The organism is Pseudoalteromonas piscicida (assembly GCF_002744175.1).
Classification (GTDB): Bacteria; Pseudomonadota; Gammaproteobacteria; order Enterobacterales; family Alteromonadaceae; genus Pseudoalteromonas; species Pseudoalteromonas piscicida_B.
Genome location: NZ_NKHF01000166.1, coordinates 1 through 1,015, shown reverse-complemented (window position 1 = coordinate 1,015; position 1,015 = coordinate 1). Strand labels below are relative to the sequence as shown.

At 42.3% G+C, this 1,015-nt stretch carries 1 pseudogene; it reads left to right on the top strand.

What is annotated here, in order from left to right:
- Positions 1 to 1,006 (top strand): annotated as a pseudogene (locus CEX98_RS22300) (IS3 family transposase); the annotation flags it as partial.
- Positions 1,007 to 1,015: the final 9 nt, after the last annotated feature.

The following is a 1,015-nucleotide window of genomic DNA, read 5'->3' as shown; positions in this document are numbered from 1 at the left end:
TTAGCTTCACCAATGACACCCGAACAAATTGAAATTCGCGAACTTAAAAAGCAAATCCAACGTATTGAATTAGAAAAGGATATATTAAAAAAGGCTACCGCTCTCTTGATGTCCGACTCCCTGAACAATTCTCGTTAATTGAGAAGTTAAATCAACGAGAGCGTTATCCAATTAGCGTGTTGTGTAGCGTATTCAATGTGCATCGCAGCAGCTATAAATATTGGGCCATGCGGGATACAACGCCTACACCAGAGCAAATAAGGCTAGAAGCTGAAGTTAAAGCCATACATGCAATGAGCGGCGGTTCAGCTGGGGCACGGACAATCGCAGCAATCGCAACGAATAACGATTTTGAATTAAGCCGTTATCGCGCCGCTAAGCTAATGGTTAAACTAAAACTAGAGAGCTGCCAAGTACCTCAACATTCATATAAACGCGGTGGCAATGAACACCTTGAAATTCCAAATCTGCTTGATAGACAATTTGATGTTGTTGAGCCAGATACCGTGTGGTGCGGTGATGTGACGTATATTTGGACAGGCAATCGCTGGGCCTATTTAGCGGTCGTTGTTGATTTATTTGCACGTAAAGTCGTTGGTTGGGCAATGTCGTTGTCGCCAGATACTAACTTAACGCTAAAAGCGCTTGAACTCGCGTATGAAAGCAGAGGCAGGCCAAGTGGATTAATGTTTCACTCAGACCAAGGAAGCCACTATACAAGCTTGAAGTACCGCCAACGTTTATGGCGCTATAAAATCACACAAAGTATGAGCAGGCGCGGGAATTGTTGGGATAATGCGCCAATGGAGCGATTTTTAGAAGCTTTAAAACGGAGTGGATGCCAAAGGTTGGATACGAAAACTTTAAAGATGCTAAATATAGTGTGAGTGATTATATCAACGGATATTACAACAACGTTAGGCCACATCATTATAATGCTGGTTTAGCGCCAAATGAATCTGAAGTTAGATACCAAGATTCTAAAACTGTGGCCAAAATTAGTTGACCACTACAA